Annotated in this window: 18 protein-coding genes and 3 rRNA genes; 1 reads left to right on the top strand and 20 read right to left on the bottom strand. The window is 50.2% G+C overall.

Translation table 11 applies throughout. The annotated features are described in order from the left end of the window. Positions 1-51: 51 nt before the first annotated feature. The 7 genes from rrf to PVT67_RS06055 all read right to left on the bottom strand — a co-directional run bounded on the left by rrf (position 52) and on the right by PVT67_RS06055 (position 10,055). Positions 52-166 (bottom strand): 5S ribosomal RNA (gene rrf / locus PVT67_RS06085). A gap of 115 nt (positions 167-281) precedes the next feature. Next, a 23S ribosomal RNA gene (locus PVT67_RS06080) occupies positions 282-3,173 on the bottom strand. Between the two features lie 336 nt (positions 3,174-3,509). Then, positions 3,510-5,044: ribosomal RNA gene (locus PVT67_RS06075) — 16S ribosomal RNA — on the bottom strand. The 16S, 23S and 5S rRNA genes sit together here, the layout of an rRNA operon. Before the next feature lie 394 nt (positions 5,045-5,438). Then, complete coding sequence (gene gmhB / locus PVT67_RS06070; RefSeq protein ID WP_301498882.1) at positions 5,439-5,993, bottom strand: D-glycero-beta-D-manno-heptose 1,7-bisphosphate 7-phosphatase; 555 nt, start codon at positions 5,991-5,993, stop codon at positions 5,439-5,441. Further along, the gene (locus PVT67_RS06065) at positions 5,990-7,696 is read right to left on the bottom strand and encodes a PglL family O-oligosaccharyltransferase (RefSeq protein WP_301498880.1); all 1,707 of its coding nucleotides are present in this window, start codon (positions 7,694-7,696) and stop codon (positions 5,990-5,992) included. The genes gmhB and PVT67_RS06065 overlap by 4 nt, the downstream gene beginning before the upstream one ends. A gap of 22 nt (positions 7,697-7,718) precedes the next feature. Next, the gene (locus tag PVT67_RS06060; RefSeq protein WP_301498878.1) at positions 7,719-9,059 is read right to left on the bottom strand and encodes a UDP-glucose dehydrogenase family protein; all 1,341 of its coding nucleotides are present in this window, start codon (positions 9,057-9,059) and stop codon (positions 7,719-7,721) included. A gap of 84 nt (positions 9,060-9,143) precedes the next feature. Next, positions 9,144-10,055 (bottom strand): ROK family protein, encoded by a 912-nt coding sequence (locus tag PVT67_RS06055; RefSeq protein WP_301499659.1) that lies wholly within the window; start codon positions 10,053-10,055, stop codon positions 9,144-9,146. A gap of 235 nt (positions 10,056-10,290) precedes the next feature. Here PVT67_RS06055 and PVT67_RS06050 point away from each other — a divergent pair, with 235 nt between their 5' ends. Continuing rightward, the gene (locus PVT67_RS06050; protein ID WP_301498876.1) at positions 10,291-10,482 is read left to right on the top strand and encodes a hypothetical protein; all 192 of its coding nucleotides are present in this window, start codon (positions 10,291-10,293) and stop codon (positions 10,480-10,482) included. Between the two features lie 271 nt (positions 10,483-10,753). On the opposite strand, the gene PVT67_RS06045 is transcribed toward PVT67_RS06050, so the two are convergent. The 13 genes from PVT67_RS06045 to PVT67_RS05985 all read right to left on the bottom strand — a co-directional run bounded on the left by PVT67_RS06045 (position 10,754) and on the right by PVT67_RS05985 (position 25,070). After that, complete coding sequence (locus PVT67_RS06045; RefSeq protein ID WP_301498874.1) at positions 10,754-11,761, bottom strand: NAD-dependent epimerase; 1,008 nt, start codon at positions 11,759-11,761, stop codon at positions 10,754-10,756. Positions 11,762-11,854: 93 nt separating this feature from the next. Then, positions 11,855-12,079, bottom strand: coding sequence for a hypothetical protein (locus tag PVT67_RS06040; protein ID WP_301498872.1), 225 nt, complete (start codon positions 12,077-12,079; stop codon positions 11,855-11,857). Between the two features lie 66 nt (positions 12,080-12,145). After that, complete coding sequence (locus tag PVT67_RS06035; protein WP_336407814.1) at positions 12,146-14,350, bottom strand: polysaccharide biosynthesis tyrosine autokinase; 2,205 nt, start codon at positions 14,348-14,350, stop codon at positions 12,146-12,148. Then, the gene (locus PVT67_RS06030) at positions 14,347-14,781 is read right to left on the bottom strand and encodes a low molecular weight protein-tyrosine-phosphatase (RefSeq protein ID WP_301498870.1); all 435 of its coding nucleotides are present in this window, start codon (positions 14,779-14,781) and stop codon (positions 14,347-14,349) included. Before PVT67_RS06030 ends, PVT67_RS06035 begins: the two co-directional genes overlap by 4 nt. 8 nt (positions 14,782-14,789) lie before the next feature. After that, entirely contained in the window at positions 14,790-15,875 is a 1,086-nt protein-coding gene (locus tag PVT67_RS06025) for a polysaccharide export protein (protein WP_301498869.1), read from the bottom strand. A gap of 391 nt (positions 15,876-16,266) precedes the next feature. Then, entirely contained in the window at positions 16,267-17,280 is a 1,014-nt protein-coding gene (galE, locus tag PVT67_RS06020) for a UDP-glucose 4-epimerase GalE (protein ID WP_301498867.1), read from the bottom strand. Further along, on the bottom strand, positions 17,281-18,123 hold the full coding sequence (galU, locus tag PVT67_RS06015) for a UTP--glucose-1-phosphate uridylyltransferase GalU (RefSeq protein WP_301499657.1): 843 nt from the start codon (positions 18,121-18,123) through the stop codon (positions 17,281-17,283). Between the two features lie 148 nt (positions 18,124-18,271). After that, entirely contained in the window at positions 18,272-19,063 is a 792-nt protein-coding gene (locus tag PVT67_RS06010; RefSeq protein ID WP_301498865.1) for a glycosyltransferase, read from the bottom strand. Between the two features lie 795 nt (positions 19,064-19,858). Continuing rightward, positions 19,859-20,512, bottom strand: a complete 654-nt coding sequence (locus PVT67_RS06005) for a haloacid dehalogenase-like hydrolase (RefSeq protein ID WP_301498863.1) — start codon at positions 20,510-20,512, stop codon at positions 19,859-19,861. Then, complete coding sequence (locus PVT67_RS06000; protein WP_301498861.1) at positions 20,496-21,821, bottom strand: hypothetical protein; 1,326 nt, start codon at positions 21,819-21,821, stop codon at positions 20,496-20,498. Before PVT67_RS06000 ends, PVT67_RS06005 begins: the two co-directional genes overlap by 17 nt. Further along, a complete protein-coding gene (locus PVT67_RS05995) occupies positions 21,818-22,714 on the bottom strand; it encodes a glycosyltransferase family 2 protein (RefSeq protein WP_301498859.1) in 897 nt (298 codons plus the stop codon). Before PVT67_RS05995 ends, PVT67_RS06000 begins: the two co-directional genes overlap by 4 nt. After that, entirely contained in the window at positions 22,711-23,970 is a 1,260-nt protein-coding gene (locus tag PVT67_RS05990) for an O-antigen translocase (RefSeq protein ID WP_301498857.1), read from the bottom strand. Before PVT67_RS05990 ends, PVT67_RS05995 begins: the two co-directional genes overlap by 4 nt. Then, complete coding sequence (locus tag PVT67_RS05985; RefSeq protein WP_301498855.1) at positions 23,967-25,070, bottom strand: DegT/DnrJ/EryC1/StrS family aminotransferase; 1,104 nt, start codon at positions 25,068-25,070, stop codon at positions 23,967-23,969. The genes PVT67_RS05990 and PVT67_RS05985 overlap by 4 nt, the downstream gene beginning before the upstream one ends. Positions 25,071-25,086 lie beyond the last annotated feature (16 nt).

Here is a 25,086-nt window from a genome sequence, read left to right as displayed (position 1 = left end):
ATGCAAAAACCCCCGGCCTTTCGGTCGGGGGTTTTGCGTTTCGTGTTAGGTGCCTGGCGGTGACCTACTCTCACATGGCGAATGCCACACTACCATCGGCGCGGCTGCGTTTCACTTCTGAGTTCGGAATGGGTTCAGGTGGTTCCACAGCGCTATTGCCGCCAGGCGAATTCATTTAAGTCCGCCCTTGCGGGCCAACTTATTCAATTCGGATTAGCTGATAACACTGCTTGCGAGTTTCTCGCCTTCTTTGGCGTCCTACAAAACCCTTTGGGTGTTGTATGGTTAAGCCGCACGGGCAATTAGTACTGGTTAGCTCAACGTATCACTACGCTTACACACCCAGCCTATCAACGTCGTAGTCTTCAACGACCCTTTAGGAGACTCGAAGTCTCAGGGATGACTCATCTCAGGGCTCGCTTCCCGCTTAGATGCTTTCAGCGGTTATCGATTCCGAACTTAGCTACCGGGCAGTGCCACTGGCGTGACAACCCGAACACCAGAGGTTCGTTCACTCCGGTCCTCTCGTACTAGGAGCAACTCCCTTCAATCATCCAACGCCCACGGCAGATAGGGACCGAACTGTCTCACGACGTTCTGAACCCAGCTCGCGTACCACTTTAAATGGCGAACAGCCATACCCTTGGGACCGACTTCAGCCCCAGGATGTGATGAGCCGACATCGAGGTGCCAAACACCGCCGTCGATATGAACTCTTGGGCGGTATCAGCCTGTTATCCCCGGAGTACCTTTTATCCGTTGAGCGATGGCCCTTCCATTCAGAACCACCGGATCACTATGACCTACTTTCGTACCTGCTCGACGTGTCAGTCTCGCAGTTAAGCTGGCTTATGCCATTGCACTAACCTCCTGATGTCCGACCAGGATTAGCCAACCTTCGTGCTCCTCCGTTACGTTTTGGGAGGAGACCGCCCCAGTCAAACTACCCACCAGACACTGTCCTCAACCCGGATAACGGGTCTAAGTTAGAACATCAAACATACCAGGGTGGTATTTCAAGGTTGGCTCCACCAGAACTGGCGTCCTGGTTTCATAGCCTCCCACCTATCCTACACAAGTAGGCTCAATGTTCAGTGTCAAGCTGTAGTAAAGGTTCACGGGGTCTTTCCGTCTAGCCGCGGGTACACTGCATCTTCACAGCGAATTCAATTTCACTGAGTCTCGGGTGGAGACAGCGTGGCCATGGTTACACCATTCGTGCAGGTCGGAACTTACCCGACAAGGAATTTCGCTACCTTAGGACCGTTATAGTTACGGCCGCCGTTTACCGGGGCTTCGATCAAGAGCTTCACCTTACGGCTAACCCCATCAATTAACCTTCCGGCACCGGGCAGGTGTCACACCGTATACGTCCTCTTTCGAGTTTGCACAGTGCTGTGTTTTTGATAAACAGTCCCAGCCACCTGGTCACTGCGACTCTCGTCTGCTTACGGAGCAAGTCCTTCACAAACAAGAGCGTACCTTCTCCCGAAGTTACGGTACTATTTTGCCTAGTTCCTTCACCCGAGTTCTCTCAAGCGCCTTGGTATTCTCTACCTGACCACCAGTGTTGGTTTGGGGTACGGTTCCTATGCAACTGAAGCTTAGAGGCTTTTCCTGGAAGCGTGGCATCAACAGCTTCGTCACCGTAGTGACTCGTCTCGTGTCTCGACTTATAGGGACCCGGATTTGCCTAAGTCCCCAGCCTACGCACTTTCACATGGACAACCAACGCCATGCCTGCCTAGCCTTCTCCGTCCCCCCATCGCATTGCATAGAAGTACAGAAATATTAATCTGTTTCCCATCGACTACGGCTTTCGCCCTCGCCTTAGGAGCCGACTCACCCTGCCCCGATTAACGTTGGACAGGAACCCTTGGTCTTCCGGCGAGCGGGTTTTTCACCCGCTTTAACGTTACTCATGTCAGCATTCGCACTTCTGATACCTCCAGCATGCCTCCCGACACACCTTCACAGGCTTACAGAACGCTCCTCTACCGCTCACACAGTGTGTGAACCCGTAGCTTCGGTGCATAGCTTAGCCCCGTTACATCTTCCGCGCAGACCGACTCGACTAGTGAGCTATTACGCTTTCTTTAAAGGGTGGCTGCTTCTAAGCCAACCTCCTAGCTGTCTAAGCCTTTCCACATCGTTTCCCACTTAGCTATGACTTTGGGACCTTAGCTGACGGTCTGGGTTGTTTCCCTTTTGACGACGGACGTTAGCACCCGCCGTCTGTCTCCCGGATAGTACTCTTGGGTATTCGGGCTTCGCATGGGTTTGGTAAGTCGGGATGACCCCCTAGCCCAAACAGTGCTCTACCCCCCAAGGTATTCGTCCGAGGCGCTACCTAAATAGCTTTCGAGGAGAACCAGCTATCTCCCGGTTTGATTGGCCTTTCACCCCTAATCACAGGTCATCCCCTACTTTTGCAACAGTAGTGGGTTCGGTCCTCCAGTACCTGTTACGGCACCTTCAACCTGCCCATGACTAGATCACCGGGTTTCGGGTCTATACCTTGCGACTGGACGCCCAGTTAAGACTCGGTTTCCCTACGGCTCCCTATTCGGTTAACCTCGCCACAAAATATAAGTCGCTGACCCATTATCCAGAGGTACGCAGTCACCCCGAAGGGCTCCTACTGCTTGTACGTACAGGGTTTCAGGTTCTATTTCACTCCCCTCGCCGGGGTTCTTTTCGCCTTTCCCTCACGGTACTGGTTCACTATCGGTCAGTTGGGAGTATTTAGCCTTGGAGGATGGTCCCCCCATATTCAGTCAAGATACCACGTGTCCCGACCTACTCATCGTATGCAACAATACCTGGCATTTCATGTACGGGACTATCACCCTGTGTCGTCGGCCTTTCCATACCGTTCCACTATACCAAGCACTGATAAACACACTGGGCTCTTTCCCGTTCGCTCGCCGCTACTGAGGAAATCTCGTTTGATTTCTTTTCCTCGGGGTACTTAGATGTTTCAGTTCTCCCGGTTCGCCTCATTACGCTATGTATTCACGTAATGATACTGACTTATGTCAGTGGGTTTCCCCATTCGGAAATCATTGGCTCAAGCGGTTCTTATCACCTCACCAATGCTTATCGCAGATTAGCACGTCCTTCATCGCCTCCAACTGCCTAGGCATCCACCCTGTACGCTTAGTCACTTAACCATACAACCCCGAAGGGTTTCGCTGCGCCTGCCTCGTCTCTGACGGCGTTGGCTTCCTCATTTGGTCAGTCATGTACCGAAGTACATTCCCTCCCGCATTCGTCGCCGGCCTTGTCAGACCCGGGCAATGCTTGCGAACCATAAACAGCAACGTTAATGCCGTTATGTCGTATGTGACTAACACCTGGTTTTCGCCGGACGCTCAAAGTAAATTGAGAATCTCGTTTAAATTGCAGTGTTATCAGCTTTCCGAATTGTTAAAGAACAAGAAAGCCTGCTCGAGAGCAGGCTTTCCAAGTAATCTGTGTGGACACTGCGCAGCGGCAGTCTCTTTTAGTAAGGAGGTGATCCAGCCGCAGGTTCCCCTACGGCTACCTTGTTACGACTTCACCCCAGTCATGAACCACACCGTGGTAAACGCCCTCCCGAAGGTTAAGCTATCTACTTCTGGTGCAGCCCACTCCCATGGTGTGACGGGCGGTGTGTACAAGGCCCGGGAACGTATTCACCGCAGCATTCTGATCTGCGATTACTAGCGATTCCGACTTCACGGAGTCGAGTTGCAGACTCCGATCCGGACTACGACGCGCTTTATGAGATCCGCTCACTGTCGCCAGCTTGCATCCCTCTGTACGCGCCATTGTAGCACGTGTGTAGCCCTACTCGTAAGGGCCATGATGACTTGACGTCGTCCCCACCTTCCTCCGGTTTATCACCGGCAGTCTCCTTTGAGTTCCCGCCATTACGCGCTGGCAACAAAGGACAAGGGTTGCGCTCGTTGCGGGACTTAACCCAACATTTCACAACACGAGCTGACGACAGCCATGCAGCACCTGTCTCAGAGCTCCCGAAGGCACCAATCCATCTCTGGAAAGTTCTCTGGATGTCAAGAGTAGGTAAGGTTCTTCGCGTTGCATCGAATTAAACCACATGCTCCACCGCTTGTGCGGGCCCCCGTCAATTCATTTGAGTTTTAACCTTGCGGCCGTACTCCCCAGGCGGTCAACTTAACGCGTTAGCTCCGGAGTCCACGTTTCAAGAACACAAACTCCAAGTTGACATCGTTTACGGCGTGGACTACCAGGGTATCTAATCCTGTTTGCTCCCCACGCTTTCGCACCTGAGCGTCAGTCTTTGGCCAGGGGGTCGCCTTCGCCACTGATGTTCCTTCCGATCTCTACGCATTTCACCGCTACACCGGAAATTCCACCCCCCTCTCCAAGACTCTAGTTAGCCAGTCTTAAATGCAATTCCAGGTTAAGCCCGGGGCTTTCACATCTAACTTAACTAACCGCCTGCGTGCGCTTTACGCCCAGTAATTCCGATTAACGCTTGCACCCTCCGTATTACCGCGGCTGCTGGCACGGAGTTAGCCGGTGCTTCTTCTGCGAGTAACGTCACAGGAACCAGGTATTAACTAGCCCCCTTTCCTCCTCGCTGAAAGTGCTTTACAACCCGAAGGCCTTCTTCACACACGCGGCATGGCTGGATCAGGCTTGCGCCCATTGTCCAATATTCCCCACTGCTGCCTCCCGTAGGAGTCTGGGCCGTGTCTCAGTCCCAGTGTGGCTGATCATCCTCTCAGACCAGCTAGGGATCGTCGCCTTGGTGAGCCGTTACCTCACCAACTAGCTAATCCCACGTAGGCGCATCCGATAGCAAGAGGCCCGAAGGTCCCCTCTTTGGTCCGTAGACATCATGCGGTATTAGCCATCGTTTCCAATGGTTATCCCCCACTATCGGGCAGCTCCCTACGCATTACTCACCCGTCCGCCGCTCTCAAGGGAAGCAAGCTCCCCTCTACCGCTCGACTTGCATGTGTTAAGCCTGCCGCCAGCGTTCAATCTGAGCCATGATCAAACTCTTCAATTAAAAGCGTTTGATGCTCAATGAATTGCTGAAGTGTTGAACACTCAACTTCATCGAGTAAATCTCAATATTTCGAGAACTTACCCTCTGCGAGTGCCCACACAGATTACTTGGATTCTATTGTTAAAGAGCGTCGCTCTGCTCGAGCGAGGAGGCGCATTCTACCGCCTCCATATTCAGTGTCAAGCCCTTTCGCTTCACACCCAAACTTCCGATTTCAAGGCTTTCGACTCAATCTCCGAAGCGGACCGCCATTCTACTCACCGGGCCTTTGATGTCAACCCCTACTGAAGGTTAACAACCGACACCGATGCGTCCTTTGCGACGGGAAGCGAAGTATGAGCTTGGCCAACGCAAAACGCAAGGCTTGAAGAACATGAAACCAATCGCTTGCCTGCTATTTGTTCGATTCAAGCCAGTCCGGCACTTCAGCGATGGATGCCAACACCACATCGGCCAACTCCTTGGCTTCCGATGTAACGGTTTTACCTGTCTCGACCAAGACTGCCTTGCCGACCCCAGCCGCCCTCGCTGCCCTCATATCATCCGCTTTGTCGCCAACAAAAACCGAGGCAGCGAGATCAATATCCAGATCCTTCTGTGCTTCCAGCAGCATACCGGGCTTAGGTTTGCGACAACTGCAATCCACCTTGTACTGGCCCAGCCCCTTCTCAGCATGATGGGGACAATAGTAGACACCGTCCAGCAGCACCCCCTTATCGTCAAAGTTCCAATCCATCCACTGGGTCAGCTCCTGGAAGGTATCCTCTGTGTACATACCTCGGGCAATACCAGACTGGTTGGTGATCACCACCACTTTGTATCCCATGGCCTTGAACGCCTTACAGGCTTCAAAAACACCCTCGATAAATTCAAAGTCGTCAATCTTACTGACATAGCCGTGATCGACGTTGATCACGCCATCACGGTCCAAAAATACGGCTGGCTTCATGGGTTGCTTACAGCTCCACTTTGGTGATCGTTATGAACATGGGGATCCTCGGGGAAAAGCCATTGTGCTCTCTGCCTTATCTTGGCGGCTTCCTGTTTGTCCCCGAGGGCATTGGCGGCTATCAGCATCTTTTCGAAGATATCTTTGCGCACCACGACCTGACTGTATTGCCATCCCCAGTCGATATATTCCCTCAAGGCTTTCTCGTCACGATTAGCCAAAGCCAGCTGAAGACGCGCCGCCATGGCGATGTGTTCTATATGGTTCTGGAAGACGATGGGGTTGACAATATCCAGCAGTGGCGCCAGCGGCGAATCCCCCTCCTTTGCTACCTCGTTGGCCCTCACCACCTGTACCAGCTTGGAGATGGTATGGAGGTTGGTGGCCAAGAAAATCTCCCCGACTATCACACCAATGGCGGTCATTGATTTCCATACATAAGGTAAAGCGACTTGCCGACGCTCCAACTCTCCGATCTGCGCTTCAATCAAGAACAACAACGTCAGGAAGACAAACCAATGGGTGGCCGAATGATAGAAGGGATATTCAGTCATGCAATGTAGTGCAATGGGGAAAATCATGGCTGCATATGCAAAACCCAGTCTACCCAGAGAGCGTAACCGCCACACCAGAGCACCGCTGAACAGCAAGATGCCAAACAGGGGAAGAATGCCTCCTTCAGTTGCCCAAAACAGCAGTTCATTATGAGGGTGGTCGACATTGGGCAGTGACCAAAGCCCTGATTGAGCAAAGGCAATGGCACGTTGGTTGGCATAGGCAGCCTCGAAGCCCCCCAACCCCACCCCAGCCAAGGGATGCGCAAGGAAGATCTGAGCTGTCACAGTCCAGATCGCATTCCGGCCATTACTGTCCGTAACAGTGGCTGCACTACGTACGACATTGTCAGCCAAGACCCCATAAAAATAGCCGCCCAGTTCCCCGACAATGACCAGGGAAACACCTAGAAGAAGAGCACGAGATGACTTCTTGGAAGTAAAGAGGAAAAGCAGCAGTCCCCCAACCTGGGCCAATATCCCTGTCCTAGAAAGGGTCACATACTGGTCGAAAGCGCTGAACAGCAGGGTAAGATAGATGACCCCAAACCACAGCCACTTGGACAAGGCTTTAGTCGGCGCTTCATACCTTGCCAGCAGCCAGAGCGCAGCCATCATGCCGGTGGCAATAAAGCTGGCAAAGACATTAGGCTGCTGGAAGATCCCCTGAGGGCGGATACCGCTGTCGCTGATCCTACCGATGGGCAACCATTGCCAGCCCAACAACTGCAAGGCGCCCAGCACCACCTGTATCCCCGCCGCCAAAACAAAGATGAACAGCAGGACCTTTTCATCCCTTTTTGCATCAAAGGATTGAAACAGAGCTAGCAGAAAAAGCAGCCCCCCTAAGACTCCAAAGAAGCGCCCTATAGCATATTCGGCAGTGTCCCCCGACCAAGCCAATGGCAGGAACAACACTATGAACAGCAACAGGTACTGGCGCCAGGCTCTGGGAAGGATCCAGTAGCCATTCCCAACGCCGCGGAAAACTCCGACCGTTATCATCAGCAGCGCGGCCATCCACACAGTGTTGTTGAATGACAGCTGCAGGCCATAGCCGCCTATATTGTGCTGAAAATACTGTGCGGCAAATAAAAAGAGCAGCCCGAAGGCTGCCCAGGCAAGCTTGTTATTGTTTATTGTTGTCACCCTCATCCCTTCCTTATTGTTATCAGAATCGTTTGACGCTCTCGCCTCGCCCTATGGCGTAATAGGCAAAGCCCAATTCTTTGAGGCGGGCCGGCTCATAAAGGTTGCGGCCATCGAAAATGACAGCCTGGCTCAGCTTGCCCTTGATGAGCTCGAAGTCAGGGGCCCTGAAGGGCTGCCACTCGGTACAGATCACCAGGGCATCGGCTCCTTCAAGAGCCGCTTCCATGGTCTCCACCAACGCCAGTTGCTCCCGCTCACCGTAAATACGAGCTGTTTCTTCCATGGCCTCGGGGTCGAAAGCCTGGACCTTGGCACCGGCCGTCCAGAGGCTCTCCATCAGCACCCGGCTGGATGCTTCACGCATGTCGTCGGTATTGGGTTTGAAAGCCAGCCCCCAAAGCGCAATGGTCTTGCCGTCCAATTCGCCCTTGAAATGACGGTTGATGAACTGGAAAAGCTTCTGCTTCTGACGGTAGTTGACGTCCTCTACAGACTGCAGCAAAGCCGGCTTATATCCCACCTGCTCGGCGGTCCGCACCAGCGCCTGCACATCCTTGGGGAAACAGGAGCCACCGTAGCCACAACCGGGATAGATAAAGTGGTAACCGATGCGGGGATCGGAACCGATGCCTTTACGAACGGCTTCGATATCAGCCCCCAGCAGCTCCGCCAGGTTGGCGATTTCGTTCATGAAGCTGATCTTGGTGGCCAGCATGCAGTTGGCGGCGTATTTGGTGAGTTCGGCACTACGTACATCCATCACTATGACCTTGTCATGGTTGCGGTTAAAAGGTGCGTAGAGCTCGCGCATCCGCTTTTCGGCCTGCACATCGTCAGTACCGATGATAATGCGGTCAGGCTTCTGACAGTCGGAAACCGCGGCGCCTTCTTTCAAGAACTCAGGGTTGGAAACAACGGCGAAGGGCAAGTCAGCCCTACGACTGTCCAATACCGCCTGCACCTTGGCCGTGACCTTGTCTGCCGTTCCCACGGGGACAGTGGATTTATTGATAATGACCTTATATCCCTGCATGTGACGGGCAATGGTCTCTGCCACCGCCAACACATATTTAAGGTCAGCCGAGCCGTCTTCGTCCGGAGGCGTTCCTACGGCAATGAATTGGAGTTCACCATAGTTAACCCCTTCCTCAGCATCGGTGGTGAAGAGCAGCCGCCCTTCCTTGGTCCCTTTGACGACCAGGGACTCAAGCCCAGGCTCATAAATAGGGATGATGCCTTTCTTGAGCCCATCGATCTTGGCCGCATCGATATCCACACAGCACACGTGATGGCCAGCCTCGGCAAGTACAGCCGCCTGCACCAACCCCACATAACCGATACCAAATACGGTGACTTTCATTCACGTACTCTCTTTAAGATCCAGTAAAAAATTCAAGTGACTCAGAGTCATACATCTTGTTTCGTATAGCCCATGACAACCCAGTCAGGTGATATCGCCAGGTTGAGGCCAAAGCCAGGCAGCTCCACGAACGCCGCTTGCGTCGCCATGCTGCGCCTTGACGATGGGCGTCACACAGCGCCCACCCAACACATAATCAGGCAACAGGGCAGGAAGCTCTTGATAGAGCTCATCAACATTTGACAGGCCGCCGCCTATGACTATGACATCTGGATCCAGTATGTTGATGATTTGAGATAACCCTCTGGCCAGGCGGTCAATGAATCGCTCCCAACAACGGATTGCATCAGCATCCCCAAGACGTTTTTGGGCCATGATGCCCATGACATCGAGCGCCTTTCCCGTCAACATCAGGTAATCCCGCGCCATACCAGTGCCTGAGACAAACTGTTCAAGGCAGCCTCGTTTACCACAAAAGCACTGAGGAACAGTCAGTTCGTCGTCATGGGGCCAGGGGAGAGGGGTATGCCCCCATTCTCCCGTCAGTCCGTTGGGGCCACTCAGGGGGTGGGAGTCGAAAGCGATACCGGCGCCACAGCCGGTACCGAGGATGGCCCCAAACACCAACCTTTTTCCAGCCCCGGCCCCGTCCACCGCCTCAGAAATAGCAAAACAGTCGGCATCGTTGGCAATGCGGACCGGCTGCCCCAGGCGGTCTTCGAGATCCTTAGCCAGGGGCTTGCCATTAAGCCAGGTTGCACTGGCATTACGCACTTTCCCTGACTCCCTGTCCAGAACACCGGGAATACCTATGCCAATTGAGCAACGACCTTCGAGCACTGCTCTCGCCTCAGTGGCAAGCTCAACCAGATCATGCAACGTCTTCGCATAACTGCCTCGGGGCGAAGGTACCCTTTTCTGGAACACGACCTGTCCCTGCTCATCCAACGCGATGACTTCCGTCTTGGTCCCACCAAGGTCAACGCCTATTCTCATCATGTCTCTGGACTCGTTCGAAGAGGCCTTATGCTATCCCAGATAGGTAACAGGGCAAAGGGCATTGGCCCACAGCGTCATCGAGGGACTGTCAGCCATAATAGATCTAGGTAAGGGACGGAAAAGGAAGTTAAGGGGCAATACATGCAGCAGGCACTAGGGCCTTACTCCAGACATTGCAAATGACATGGCTAACGGTAATATATCCGCCTTTACCCTTGGTATAAGCAACGCTATGAAAACCAGCGAGGACTGGCTCCCTCATTTCCGCCGGGCCAAGAGCCTGGAAACCCTTGAACTCATGGTCAAGAGAGCACTGGAAGAGTGTCAGAGCGCCAGTGAAAAATATCAAGTTTATAAAGCGGAAGAACTGCGCGAGCAGGAGCTGGAAAGAATGAACGCGCCAGAGCGTTTCCGCCGCCTTTGAGTTCAAACTGCCACCTATCCAGCTCGGCTCTTTGAGCTTTTCTAGTGCTCTCGGCAGCTGATTTCGTTTCTAACTCCCGAGCCCCATTCCTCAGCCGGAGGCTGGGACGACGGCTTTTCATCAAGAGGCTCAAGAGCGAGCATTGGAAGGCACAGGTAACACCAGTTCCCCCCTGCGCTGAAAAATCCCCTCTGAATGATGTTTTGCCGGCGCTGATGCCAGCAGTCACAACTGCTGGCAACCTATTGCATCAAAGCTGAGCGCTGGAATCCTAGACTCCATAATACTGCCGGTACCAATCAACGAAACGGGCTACCCCTTCAGCAACGGCAACCTGGGGGCGATAGTCGATGGCAGTAAACAGATCCTCTGTCTCTGCCCAAGTCGCAGGGACATCGCCAGGCTGAATGGGTAGCAGGTTACGCTCGGCTTTCCTTCCCGTGGCATCCTCAATAGCCTGGATGAAGTCCGTGAGCATGACGGGCTGACCTGCACCTATATTGAACACCCGGTAAGGGGCGCTGCTTTCACCGGCACTACCCTGCTCCGGTGACCAACCCGCTTTGGCCTCTGGGATAACATCCGAAACGCGAAGCAGGGCTTCGACGATGTCGTCGATGTAGGTGAAGTCACGCCTCATGTCGCCGAAGTTATAGACATCGATGGGGCTGCCGTCGATTATAGCCTTGGTGAACTTGAAGAGTGCCATATCCGGCCTTCCCCAGGGACCATAAACGGTAAAGAAACGCAGGCCAGTGGTAGGGATACCATAGAGATGAGAGTAGGTATGGCTCATCAGCTCGTTGGCTTTTTTGGTCGCCGCGTAGAGGGACACAGGATGATCGACACTGTCGGACACCTTGAACGGCATGGCAGTGTTGAGGCCGTAGACGGAACTGGAAGAGGCATAAATCAGGTGCGGGCACTGCTGGGCCCGGCAGCCTTCCAAGATATTGAGGTGGCCGACCAGGTTGGCATCAGCATAGGCGTGGGGATTGTCGATGGAATAGCGCACCCCGGCCTGGGCGCCAAGGTGGATAACCCGGTCAAAAGGTTCGCCCGCAAAAAGCCCGGCAATGGCGGCGCGGTCGGCCAGATCCATCCTCAGAAACTGGAAAGCGGGAAACTGACTCAACAGCTGAAGCCTGGACTCCTTGAGGCTGACCTCGTAGTAGTCATTGAGGTTGTCAATACCAGTCACTTCGTGGCCAGCGTCAAGCAACCGCTGGGACACATGGAAGCCAATAAAACCAGCGGCACCTGTAACCAAATATCGCATTTTGAATCCTCGCTCTTTGACAGGCCATAATAACAAAGAAAAAGGCGCCAAATGGCGCCTTTTTCTTTGTCTGTCTGCTGGATACATGCTGGGTCAGCTTATCCTGAAAGCAGTATAGAACTGGCTCAAGAGGTTCATCCCCTCTTTCAAGGTCACAACCCTACCCTTCTTGTCACGGAGCAAGGCATGGGTGGCCATGGGGAGGCGCTTCAACTCCCGGCAAGCAGCCCGAACCACTCCCAGGCGGTTGGCGCGACTGGATAAGTGGATACTGACCAATTCCACGTCGGCACTGAATACCTGCAACTTCCTTTTCATCATCCTTCTCCTGGGCAACCGCTGAAACTGGCGTCATGCAAACCAGCTCAAACCATTTCGGCTTTGTTAAGACTTTGCCGGCTGATAGTCGTAACTGTAATAGCCATAGGCGCCATATCCCTGTGCGGCTTTCCTAACCATGCCGTTGAGGATGACACCCTTGATATCGATACCGTTTTGCTCAAAACGGCGCAGCGTCACCTCCACTTCCTTGACCGGGTTCTGACCATAGCGAGCCACCAGCAAAGAGGTGCCTGCCAGACGCCCGACCAGAGCCGGGTCCGTGACAGCCAGGATAGGGGGGGTGTCGACGATGATGAGGTCGTAATTGCCTTGGGCCCAGTCCAACAACGCCTTGAAATTGGGATGCATCAAGAGTTCGCTGGGATTGGGTGGTGCCATGCCTCGGGGTAACAGGTCCAATCCTTCGATGGCTGTAGGCAAGATGGCCTCATCAGACTGGCACTGGCCCGACAGCAGTGCCGACAGCCCCTTGTTGTTGCTGGCTTGGAAAAGCGCATGCATGTAGCCACGACGCATATCAGCATCGATCAGCAGTACCTTTTGCCCCGACTGGGTGCTAACCGCCGCCAAGTTGGCCGAGACGAAGGACTTGCCTACCGAAGGACTGGGGCCAGAGATCATCAAGACATTGTTTTTGGCCTCCATCATGGCGAAGTGCAGGCTGGTACGAAGCCCCCGCAACGCTTCGATGGCAAGGTCGGCCGGGTTCTCTTCCGCCAACAAGGGATGCTTCTCCCTATCCCCCTTGCGGTGCCGCTTCTTGATACGGTCTTCCAGCTTGCGCTGGGTCTCGGACTGGGGAATGGACGCGTAAACGTTGATGCCCACTTCTTCCAACTGCTCAGGGCTTTCGATACCCCGTCGCATGAAGCTGCGCACCAGCACTATCATGGTGCCCAGCATGGCCCCCAACAGGGTCGCCAAGACGACCACCAGGCTCTGCTTGGGCTTGACTGGCTGCGGTTGGACGGCCGCCTTGTCAAGGATCCTGACGTTACCGACAGTACCGGCCTTAAGCACCTTCAGTTCTTGTACCTTGTTGAGCAGCGTCAGGTAGATCTGCTGGTTGACTTCCACATCCCGGGTCAGACGCAGCACTTCCTGTTGGGTTTTGGGCAGGGCCTTGATCTGTGAGCCAAGCCTGGCCTTGTCCTGTTTCAGGGTCTGGATCTGTTCCATCAGCGCCTTGTAAGCCGGATGGCTTTGGGTATAGAGGCGGCTCAGTTCCGCTTCCTTGAACTTGAGTTCGTTGAGCTGGTTCTCCACCTCCACCGTCTGCTTCAAGATCCCCTGAGTCTCCAGCCCCAGATCGACAGAGCGGGTCTTCAGGCGGTAGTCGTTAAGTTTGTCTTCTGCCTTATCCAGTTTGCTTTTTATCTCGGGTAACTGGCGCTTGAGAAAGTCCAGGCTGCCTTCAGCCTGGGCGGCATTGCGTTTGAGGTTCTGCAACAGATAGTGGTTACCCACTGCATCCAAGGCGGCTTTCAGCCTGGCCTTGTCTGACCCCGTCATGCTGGCCTGGAGTATGCCCGTCTTCTGACCACGCTCGCTGACGCTGAGCCGAGCGGCCAGATCGGTGATGGCCTGCAGGCGTTCTTTTTTCAGGACATCAAAAGTCGTGCCCGGCCTCGCCTTAAGGTCAGTAACCATCAAGCTGATGCCGGCAACCTCGGCCAACTCCCCCACTTTGCCTTCAAGCAGCGTGTCACCATCAAAACTGAGCCGGTATCCTTGCAACGGTAAGGCCGTCAGGGTCAAAGGCTGGCCCATGAACTCGGCCGGCACCGCCAGCCGGGCCACATTGATCTGCTCCCCTCCCCAGGCATAGGAGCCAAACCAATGGCTGCCATCGGGGCCTCCCTGATGGTGGCGCGCCAAGTACTGCCCGACGATGGGAAAGTAGTGGGGACTTACCACCAGATCCAGTCCCAAATCGTCTACGGCTCCCCCCAACACCAGGCGCGACTTGATGATCTCAACTTCGGCACTGGTCGAGGCCTCCTGGGCGAAGATGTCAGACATTTCCAGCAAGCTGGACATACCACCGTTTTTTTCCTCCACCTGCAGCAAGGCATCGGCTTGGTAGACAGGAGGGGAAAAGAGAGCGACGGCCAGGCCAACCAGCAGGGCCAAGGCAGTACAGGCGGCAATGCTCCACTTTCCTTCGAGAATGGCCCCCCACAGTTGCCTCAGATCGATCTCGTCATCCTCAATTCGGGACACCGCAGGCCTGCTCATCATGTTCATGGCATCAACTTCCTTTGCCAGGCGTTTACCGCCTCATTGATCAACAGGAAAACCTGCTCGAAGGCTTCGCTGCTCCTGCGGTATGGGTCGGGGATGGCCTTGTCGCCTATCCATTTGCCCAGCAGAAAGGTCTTGCCCAAGGCTTCAGGCGCCATCTGGGCCAGGGCCTCCCGGTGCCCTGGCTCCATCACCAGGATAAGGTCGGCCCCCCGGCACAGGCTTCGGTCCAACTGGCGGGCACTATGGATGGGAAAAAGGTAGCCATGGGCCTCGGTAACGGTGCGGGCCTGTTTATCCATGTCATTGCCGACCATGGCTTTGATGCCGGCAGAGTGTACTTTCTTGCCCGGCAAGGCCAGCTGCAACAGCATTTCAGCAGTGGGGCTGCGACAGATGTTGCCGACACAAACCACCAAGATAGTGTTAAACATCGGCAACCTCAGTTCTGCAGATCGTTACGGACACGGGTCAGGGAGTAGAAACCGTTCAGGGACGGCAACAGTTGGTTGATGACGCGGTTCCAGCGGGAAACGGGAGCCGCGGTGACATAGACGATATCCCGCTGGCGCAAGCGGAACTGGTCAGCCAGCACCAGGGCCGTGGCATTGGCGGCGTCCAACTGGAAGACGTCGGCTACCTTACCAGACCCAGTCGGAGCTTTTCGCAGCACGAAGATACCCGAGGCATTGGCAGTGGTTTCGCTGAACCCCCCCGCTTCGGCCAGGGCCTCTGCCAGGCTCATGCCGTCACGGCCCAAGGTGAGACTTTGGGGTTTACCCACCTCCCCCAGCACGAACACCTTGGCGTTGTCGTTACGGGCAACATGGATGATGTCGTCGGGCTGCAACAACAGGTTTTGGGCCGTGTTCCCTTCTTGGTAGAGCTCGCGCAGAGAAAAATGCCGTTCCTTGCCGTCACGGGTCACGGTCACCGCATTCCAGTCAGCGGACTCGGCGAGGCCGCCACTGAGGCTGATGGCTTCAAGTAAGGTCAGAGGAACATTGGTCAGAGGCAAGGTGCCTGGTTTATTGACCTTCCCGGTCACATAGACCCGTTTGGAGCGAAACGCCGCGACTGTGACATCCACCTGAGGGTTCTCGATAAACTTGGCCAGCCTGTCGCGGATGAGGTCACGGATCCGGGTCACTTTCAGGCCCGCCACTTCCAGCCTGCCCACATAGGGATAGAAGATGGAGCCGTCACTGTGCACCCAGTTGCCCGCTTCCTGCGGGGAGCGCATGGAGCCGGCGGGGATGGTCAGCTCCGGATGATCCCAGACGGTGATATTGAGGATATCGCCACTGCCCACCAGATAGTCGTAGTGGGAAAGCTGCTGCTTGAGGGTCGTATCCAACAGTGGCCTGGCAACTCCGGGCTGCATATCAAGCAACAGTGCCGGAGTGATGGCCTTGACCTCAACGGCAGGTTCTACCTGAGTGCTATCGGCCTGGTAAGGGAGATGGGAGCCCGGCACCAAGGTGCAACCTCCCAAAGCAAAAACAAAAATAAACAATAACGTCTTCATCCGGCAGCTCGGCTCACAACAATTGCGATCACCTCGGCATCCCAGCTTTGAAACTCGGTAAAAGCAGAAAACAAAAAAGCCACAAATCCAGGCAGCGTCACCGCTGCTCTCTTGTGGCTTATCTGTCTATTTCTGCAAATCGTATTCCTTTACCAGCCCAAGCATCAAGGCACACCTAAGGCGGACGTCCATTCCTTTACTACCCTCATTGGCTAGCAAAGGCTCTTCCGTTTAGAGCCGGCCATCATACAGGCTAGGCATTGGTTTTCAAGGAAAAACAATGATGCCAAATACATTAAGGACCGCGCCAAAACAAGAGGCGGCAAAGTCGCCACAGGTAGCCCGCTTGGTTTGACGAAGACACAAAAAAGGGCGCCTGCGGCGCCCTTTTTTATGCTTGGTATCCCTTGGGATTTTGCGACTGCCAGCGCCAGGTATCCCGCATCATCTGCTCAAGCCCCCGCTCGGCCCGCCAGCCAAGGGCCTCAGCCGCAAAGGCAGGAGCGGCGTAACACACGGCGATATCACCAGGACGGCGTGCCACCACCTGAAACGGCACCTTTTGACCCGATGCCTGCTCGAACGCCTTGACCATCTCCAACACCGAGTAGCCGTTGCCGGTACCCAGGTTATACGCCTGCCAGCCGGTGGCGCTCGCCAGTTTGTCCAGCGCCTTTAGGTGGCCCATAGCCAAGTCCACCACGTGGATATAATCACGCACACCGGTGCCGTCCTTGGTGGGGTAATCGTCACCAAAGACGCTGAGCTTTTCCCGGCGCCCCACCGCCACCTGGCTGATAAAGGGCAGTAGGTTATTGGGAATGCCGTTGGGATCCTCACCAATGAGGCCAGACTCATGAGCCCCCACGGGGTTGAAGTAGCGCAGCACAGCGATACGCCAACGCGCGTCGGCCGCCGCCAGGTCGGCCAGGACCCGCTCCACCATGTGCTTGGAGGTACCATAAGGGTTGGTGGTGGCGCCGGTGGGGCTGGCCTCGGTGATGGGCACCACGGCCGGGTCGCCATAGACGGTGGCGGAGCTGGAGAACACCAGCTTGAACACTCCAGCCGCCGCCATGGCCTCACAGAGGGTCAGGGTGCCGGCCACATTGTTTTGATAGTAACGCAGCGGCTGCTCGGTGCTTTCCCCCACCGCCTTAAGGCCGGCAAAATGAATGACGGCCTCGATAGGGTTCTCCGTCAAGATCCTGTCGAGCAGAGCCCGATCCCGGATATCACCTTGCACAAAGGTGATATCTTTGCCGGTCAGCCTGGACACCCTTCTTAAGGCCTCTGTCGAGCTGTTGGAAAGGTTATCCAACGCCAGCACCTGCTGGCCAGCATTCAAGAGTTCTAACACTGTATGGGAGCCGATATAGCCGGCTCCGCCGGTAATCAAGATCATTTAAAGCTCCAGCCCCTTAATGAATTCGGAAAAATCCTTACCCAATTTGGGGTGGCGCAAACCATAGGTCACGAAGGTCTTGAGGTAACCAAGCTTGTCACCACAGTCATGGCTATGGCCTTTGACCTGGTAAGCCTCGACAGCTTGCTCTTCCATCAACATGGCAATGGTGTCGGTCAGCTGAATTTCACCACCGGCACCGATGGGGGTCTTTTTCAGAAGTGGCCAGAGATCCTTGCTGAACACGTAGCGCCCCACTACCGCCATATTGGAGGGCGCCTCATTAACAGGCGGTTTCTCCACTATCGCCTTCATTTTCACTGACTGACCAGCAACAATCTGTGCACCTTGAAGATCCACAACGCCATAGCTGCTGACAGCTTCCATGGGAACCGGCTCCACCATTACTTGGCTGGTTCCGGTTTCTTCAAAACGCCTGACCATTTCCGCCATGTTGTCCGCCCTGGAATTGGCGGCCACATCGTCAATGAGCACATCGGGTAACACAACGGCAAAAGGCGCATCACCAACCAAAGGCCTGGCGCACATGATCGCATGCCCAAGGCCCTTGGCCTCCCCCTGGCGCACATGCATGATGGTAACACCTTCAGGGCAGATACCCTGCACTTCCTCCAACAATTGTCGCTTAACCCGCTTTTCCAGCATGGACTCCAGTTCAAAGCTCTTATCGAAGTGGTTCTCGATGGCGTTTTTAGAGGAATGGGTAACCAGCACGATTTCCTTGATGCCGGCAGCTACACATTCGTTGACCACATACTGGATCAATGGCTTGTCCACCACTGGAAGCATTTCCTTTGGAATAGCCTTAGAAGCTGGCAACATGCGAGTACCCAGGCCCGCTACGGGGATTACAGCTTTCAATGCTTTTGCCTCACAAAAAAGTAAAGGAAAAAATTAACTATAACCACCTTGCTGTGTTGCAGCAAGGATCTAGCTAGAAAGTTATTTATAATTTTCAAAAATTGATGGTTTACCTTCTTAAAAACTTTCTATAAACAAACTTTCTTACCTCTCCAGGGAGCAACCTAACGGGTAATCTGAGCATCAAATTCATAAGGAGTTCGGTCCGATTCAAAAAACCGAGCCGATAAAAGTCCAGCTGAGAGCGATACTCCGACAAAGCATATTGCCAACCCCCTCGCCTTCTTTCCATGCCATTTCCAACTCTCGCATGGACAAGGGGTTCATTTAAATTTGCAACCTCAGCACCTTGGCAAATCATCCTAACCCAAAGAGCATAGTCTTCATACAAGAAATTACTCTGATAACCACCAGCATTCAAAACAGACTCTTTTTTAAAAGCAACTGTCATATGGTTAAAAGGGCATCTTTTTTTAGCGTATTTTACAATATCCACATGCTTACTAGGGACGCATCTCATTGCATGAGATATTTCTATGGAATGATCAAATTCGTAAGTATTTGTCCCTAATATGGAGACCGTCGGGTTTTTTGAAAAGAAAAGCATTTGCTTTTCAAATCTATAAGGGGAACAAACGTCGTCCGTGTCCATCCTAAAAACTATATCAAAAGAACACTTTGCAAGCCCTGCGTTAAGAGCCCTTCCTAAACCAACATTGCTGTCTAACCTTATGAGCTTAAGAGGGAGAACCTCTTGCCACTTATCAATAACTGATTCCAATGAAAGGCTGATCGGCCCATCAAGCACCATCACAATCTCAGTAGCCGGCATCGTTTGATCTGACAAACTTTGCAAGCATTCATCAAGAAAAATTTCTTTCTCTCCAATGTACAGAGACATCAAAACACTAAACTTATTCAACATTTTATCCCCGTAATTTCCCCTGGAGAATGAAAATGAATGTCCGATAGAACAAAAAATAAAGGTTCAAGTAAAAGATAGGAAGCCAAACTGTGTCAAAAAAGAGCCCGAGTAAAGCTTGCAACAACATGCCGGCAGAGTAAAAAAAGAATCTAAATGCATCATTCTCTACTTTACCAGCCAGCCACTTTATTCCGAATCTTTTTTTTGATGAGAACTCGATAGTAACAACGAATGGGTAAACGAACCATAGCAAAAGTAGCTGCCCAAAGGTGCATGAAAGTATGAATAACCCAAAGTATCTCAGGTAGACCAAAAAAGAATATAGTGGGATGTTGGCTCTACTGCGAATGGAGTTATAAATGACATAAGTAAAAATTATTAAACCACAAGAAATAAGGGAGCTATAGAAATAGTAAGGGAAAAAGAAATAGAGCAGGGAAAATTGCAAAAAAAGTATAAATACCCTAGCTAATACTATATAGATTTTTTTATTTTCATAGAATGAAATTTCACATGGTGAGAGTCTAAGCGTAGGCTCAGCTTCCTTCTTTATTAACTCAGCATCATTATACAGATAGCCTAGCTCATAAGAGTTGTAAATGATAGAAATAGAAGCAAGAAGACTTAGGACAATAGGTAAATTAAAAGTCCCAGAGATGAGACAATGCGCTATAAAAACAGGTAGCAAGTAGGTTGTCACCCAAGCGAATTTGCTAAAAGTCCCCTTTAGCCTTGTCTTAAAGGTATAGTAGAAAGGAATGAAGAAGAAAATCATTTCACGACCAGATCCACTTTAAGTTTGTTTTTAAGCCAAAAAGAAACGTCCTTTGTGGTTGACACAATATACTTTCTTTTCGCATTCATAATTATATTCTTATCACTCTTATTATCGGTAGCAACAAGATCCAGTTCATGGGTGTCTGAGAATATCGTGTCTTTACGTCCAAGGAGATCATTAGAGATAGAACCTTTGCATATATCCTGGTCATTAAATAACAAGTTTGTTGCATAGAAGTTATCTACTTCTAAATTCCTTGAAATTACTGAAATAATCAGATCTAACGATGCCGAACACAAGGCAATCTCTTTGCCCGACAATTTTTCATCTTCTAATAAAAAGTGGACTTCATTAATCTTTTTTCCGGATAGAAAATTATCATAAAAACTTTCAGCAGCATTATCTAACTCCAATCGAGAAAAACCCTTCAGAAGTCGTATAAAAATAAGACGGTATAAATCAATCCCCAAGACTTTTCCAATAAGCAGAAGAGGTATTTTGACAATTTTAACATCAAGAAAAGTTAGAGAAAGCGAGCCTTTTCTAAAATACCTGATGAAATCGAAAGTTGTGTTACTCCGATAAAGTGTTCCACAAACGTCAAAAACAGACACTTCCAATAATTCGTTTTTATTGCACCTGCGCATATTCACTCCTCATGGAAACTCTTTTAAAGCAGAAACAAAGAGCATTTATTAATGCAAAGAATAAAAATGGGAAAAATATGCTACTAATCAAAGTTCCTGGCTTTAGTATTACATCCATAACACTAAACCATATAACTGTATAAAAAGAGGACATATAATGATTGTTGTAGGATGATGACACAACAGTGCGGACGACATATATATAAAAGGCTAGAAAAGCAATAAATAATGGGGCAAGGAAACCAAAATACTTATATGCGAACAAATCAAAGTGGTCAGTCGGACCACCAGCAATGTTATAGTCAGGATAATGATAAAGAAGAACCTGCCTGCCAAGCTCAAAAACACTCAGGTCTTGGCCTGCTAGTTTACTGACAACAGATAGGCTAAGAACAGGGGAGAAGAAAACCACTAAAACATTATTCAATGTTACCTTATCAATAACATCATTTGGAAGCCCCATATAGTACATGTCACCATTGGAAAGAATCCTATCCATAAATTTAACAGAAAGAAATGACAGTACCGACTCGAAGCCTCCGCTGCCAATAGACGACCTCATGTTGAAATAGAGAACAGTGAAAATTGATATGATACCGACGATAAAAATCAAAATGAATGATTTGGCTTTTACCTGAATTCTGCCACTAAATATCGAAACAGAGAAAACACAAGCAAGTCCATAAAATATTAAGTCTGATTTAGCCCCACCTATCGCACTGTCAAGAATAACCAAACAAACAATTACAAGGCCTAGGGCTCTCTTCCTATAACGTTTTTTTATAAGGTGTAGCTTAATTGAAAGGTAGGCTACAATAAACAGTGATGAGTAACTCCAAAATTTCACGAGTGGCCCCAAACCCCGATTATCTTCGAAGCGATTTGTCACTGTAAAGAGAGAAAATCCTTTGCTAAACAGAACGATAGCAGTCAAAAATACATATATAAATGCAACAACTTTACCAGCCCCCGTCGATCTAACATCAATGGCTCTTTCTACATAAAGAGAAATACGACCAACACTGACATTTAATCTCGACAGAGAAAAAATAACAAACCAGAAAAGAACTCCATAGAGCATGACGAGAAGCATGTATATGCCGTCGACAAATCCACCTGACCATAAAGCCAAAACTACGGCATATGAGGTAGAGTAAGTGAAAGTGTAGATAATATGAAAAGGATCTAAAAAGCCAGATAGAGAGAATCGTCTTAATGAGAGAAAAAGAAAGGCAAATATAACGAGAGATATGAAAGCGATACTCTCAATGTTAGCATATGCGAAATAAAAAAATTCTTCGTATCTCATTGATTAAAAAACCTGTCACGAAGAAAGATGTGAAAATATTTCAGGTATGAAAACCTGTAATTTTTAAGGAAGAAAAAAATGAAACTGATGTTCAAGGTTACTACAGACCTTGAAAAATATAAATACCAACACATTGCTTTTGATCGGCAGGCAATAGCGTTTGTTGGGGCGCAAGTGTCATAAACTTCTTCAAACATAGAGAACATTTTCTTATAGTCTTTGTAGGTGTTATTCTCATGATGCCGGTACTTGACAATCTTCAAACCATTATTAAAACCAAATCCGACATTATTTTCAGCGACAAGTCTGAAAAGTTTAATGAATATCTGGTAATCATCAAATTTCAAGTTAGGATCAACTATGGAAGGGTTCTTATGAAAGAGTTCTGTTTTAAAAATTGATGATTGCAGTAGTATTGGAGCGGGGTGGTTATAGAACATTTTCTTGTAAATATTTGCTGGAGATAGGGAAAAGAATCTTTTATGACGCTCACCATAGATTTCTCTGATAGAACCATCTTCTGAAAAATTATAGCCACCAAATATACAGAATGATATTTCGGGTTTCTCTATCATGTATTGCAAAGCCTCTGCTATAGCTTCCGGAGAAAACAAATCATCTGAGGCTATAAGAAAAAAATATTCTGTTCTTATATGGCTGATACCAACTTTAATTGAATTAATAAGTCCTTTATTTTGTTCCTTAAGGATGCAACTAACATTGCTCTTAGATGTAGCATAACTCTCGATGATTTTATCCGACCCATCATTTGAACAATCATCTATGATAAGAACATCAAATAATTCAATGGGGAGGCTTTCGATGCACTCAAATAGTTCGCCTATATATTTTTTGTGGTTATATGATGGTATTAATATGGTGAGCTTTTTCATGCCGATTTCATCACATTTTTTAAAACAACAAGCATAAACAAAAAATACCCTGCATAATTAACCAAATAAGCCATATTTGCTCCAACCAGGCCAAACTCCTGCACAAAGAACGACGAGAGGCAAACCAAGCTTATCGAAAAAATAATTTCACCAACTACAAACCAGCGGACGGCTCCTTTTGACAGCACTGGGTATGATAGAACCCAACTCGCAATCTTTACATTGTCACCGAGGAGCTGAAATAAAAACAAATTGCTAGCACCATTAAAATCAGATGTGAATAAAATACTTATGATAAAATCACGAAGGAGGTAAATAGCTAGCGAAGAAATAAGGACAACAGGAACAACAAATTTAAAGGTGCTTTTTATTTCATCAAGGAATGATTCTTTAGATTTAGCGGACGACAATCTTGGTAAATAATATGTTCCCAGAGCCATGGTGATAACACCCAGGTAGACCTCTGACACCTTCCAGACAGCTTGCCATAATCCCGTATCTTCCCAGCCCAAATTGGAGACCAACAAGTTCCTGACGAAAACAAGCGCAACAGGCATTGCCAAAGCACTTGTCACAGCCATCAATGTATACCCCCCTAAATTCCAAACAAAAGGCTTAAAAACAAAGCCCCGGAGGAAAAACCTTAGCTTACACCAGGGTTGCTTGCAAACAGCTATAAAAATAAAGACCCCTATGAAGGCATATTGCAATGCCGCCGCCAACAGCGCACCAATGAGACCATAAGATATGATCAATAAAAGCATGAGAAGGCCAGATATAACTACAGAAGTCATCCCAGTAAAAACATAACGCCTGTACTGTTGAAAACCATTCAATATAGAGGAGCATAGTGTTCCCAATGCAACAAAAGGAAGCACCAGCACACAAGCTATAATTACGGAGTTATACTTTTTATCATTAAATAAAAATAATGAAATTTGGTCAGATAAAATGATGGTAGTTGGCACTACAGCCATCAAAATCAAAGCGACCCAGAAAATGCTGGCTTTCCACCAAGATGAACAGGCCTCATAGCCATCATCCATGTTTTCTGCCGTGTAACGGATAACGCCAGAAGACACTGGAGCATTAACAAATCCATTTAACGCAGTAGAAAAACTTTGAAACTGTCCGAGCACTGCAATGCCGCTCGGCCCGGTATAAATTGCTACGACCTTTCCAATAACAAACCCAATAGCCATTTTTAAAAAAGTAAACAGCCCAGTTAGGGCTGTTACCTTCAACATTTTTTTCATAGAGAAAATGAATTCAGGGAAGATATTATATGTTCGACGGCTCCGCTACTAAGTGTTGGATCCAACGGTATCGAAACTATTTCCTCATGAATCTGCTCTGTTATAGGTAAACACAGGTCATTCCATTGAGAGAAAGCAGTTTGCTTATGAGGAGGAATAGGGTAATGAATCAAAGTCTGAATGCCATCCTTCTCCAGGTGTTCTTGAAGCTTCTTTCTCTCCTGAGTGCGAATAACAAAAAGGTGAAAAACATGTGATTCAACGTTTTTCCACTCAGGCATGCCTAGAGAAGGGTTGCAGACCCCGCTAATATAGGCTTTAGCAACAGCTCTACGCGCCTGGATCTCGCTGTCCAAGTGAGGTAATTTCACCCTCAAGAAAGCAGCCTGCATTTCATCCAGTCGACTATTGGTTCCCTGATAGATGTTTTCGTATTTCTTATGGCTCCCGTAGTTACCTAGAGCACGGAGAGTAGACGCTAATTCATCATCATTTGTCGTTACTGCGCCAGCATCACCTAAAGCGCCCAGGTTTTTCCCTGGGTAAAAGCTGAAGCCACTTGCATGCCCCCAACTACCAGCCTTACGTCCCTCTATACTCGCACCATGAGCCTGCGCTGCATCTTCCAAGACCAACAGATTATGCCTGTCGGCGATATTCATAATGGCAGGCATGTCAGCCAATTGACCGTAAAGATGCACAGGTAGAATGGCCCTTGTTCGTGAAGTGATAGCCACTTCGATTTTCTCGGGGCAAAGGTTATAAGTTTTTTCATCAGGCTCGACCAGCACTGGTACCAGCCCGTTTTCCGTGATAGCAAGAATACTGGCGATGTAAGTATTCGCAGGGACGATGACCTCATCTCCCTCCTTGAGTTTACCCAGTTCCTTCCATGCCCAAAGGGTAAGAGTCAAAGCATCCAAGCCGTTGGCTACTCCTATGCAGTGTTTGACGCCGCAGTAATGAGCAAACTCATCTTCAAAACTGCTAACCTCATTGCCTTGGATATACCAACCAGAATCTATAACTCGAGAAGCCGCTTCATTGAGCTCTTTGGAGTATTTCTCATTAATTTTTTCTAGATCCAAAAACTTAATCACAATGGTTCTCTCAAAA

Origin of the sequence: Gallaecimonas kandeliae, from assembly GCF_030450055.1 — a bacterium.
Taxonomy (GTDB): Bacteria; Pseudomonadota; Gammaproteobacteria; order Enterobacterales; family Gallaecimonadaceae; genus Gallaecimonas; species Gallaecimonas kandeliae.
The sequence above is the reverse complement of the archived record's forward strand: the minus strand, read 5'-3'. Positions and strand labels throughout refer to the sequence as shown.